This is a genomic window from Shewanella sp. UCD-FRSSP16_17, assembly GCF_001675935.1.
In the GTDB taxonomy this organism is placed as follows: Bacteria; Pseudomonadota; Gammaproteobacteria; order Enterobacterales; family Shewanellaceae; genus Shewanella; species Shewanella japonica.
Map to the genome: position 1 here is coordinate 1 of NZ_LZFV01000029.1, position 904 is coordinate 904.

Genomic DNA, 904 nt, shown 5'->3' on the forward strand with positions numbered 1-904 from the left:
GTTTAGTTTATCTGCATCACATTCTCTAAAGATAGCTCGCTAATAACAAACGCCGTTAGGGTTCTGAATAATCAAAGCGCCATTGTTAAGCGCTAGAGTGCTTCAAGCATAACGCTGATACTAAATTTCAGGCAACAAAAAGCCCGTCATAAGACGGGCTTTTGCTCTAACCGTAAGGTTAAATATGGCTGGGATACCAGGATTCGAACCTGGGRATGCCGAGATCAAAACCCGGTGCCTTACCACTTGGCGATATCCCAATAATCTTTACTACTTACTTTAAAATGGCTGGGATACCAGGATTCGAACCTGGGAATGCCGAGATCAAAACCCGGTGCCTTACCACTTGGCGATATCCCAATCTAAAGCTTTTTTGAAAACTCGCTATAAGCCAATTTTCTTAATAATGGTACGGGAGGAGAGACTTGAACTCTCACACCTTGCGGCACCAGAACCTAAATCTGGCGTGTCTACCAATTCCACCACTCCCGCACAGACTCTGTTTATCATCCAGAACACGATGCTCATTTAACCTTGAGAAGGTAGCCGGTCATATTTCTAAAGTTAAAACTTTAACTAACCAGCAATCTCTTAATTTACATCTAGAGAAGATGGTAGCAATGGCGGGACTTGAACCTGCGACCCCAGCATTATGAGTGCTGTGCTCTAACCAGCTGAGCTACATTGCCACTTTATTCTTTCTTGCCCTCGTCGTGAGGACGGGGCGTATTATGCTTATTCAGGGTATCGAGGTCAACTGCTTTTTTTAGCTATTTTCATCAATTGTTGTTGTTCGGCTATAAGTTCACCAAACTGAGCGTCAAATCGACAAAATATCTTAGTAAAGTTAACCTCAATCCCTTTTTTAAACAATCTTCACACTATTATAGTTTGAAAATCGCTT

4 tRNA genes are annotated in these 904 nt (G+C 42.2%); all 4 read right to left on the minus strand.

The window, feature by feature from the left end:
• Nucleotides 1-185: 185 nt before the first annotated feature.
• A tRNA-Gln gene (locus A9267_RS13890) sits at nt 186-260 on the minus strand.
• 25 nt (nt 261-285) lie between these two features.
• Nucleotides 286-360: transfer RNA gene (locus tag A9267_RS13895), tRNA-Gln, on the minus strand.
• Between the two features lie 47 nt (nt 361-407).
• A tRNA-Leu gene (locus tag A9267_RS13900) sits at nt 408-492 on the minus strand.
• Between the two features lie 120 nt (nt 493-612).
• Nucleotides 613-689: transfer RNA gene (locus A9267_RS13905), tRNA-Met, on the minus strand.
• Nucleotides 690-904 lie beyond the last annotated feature (215 nt).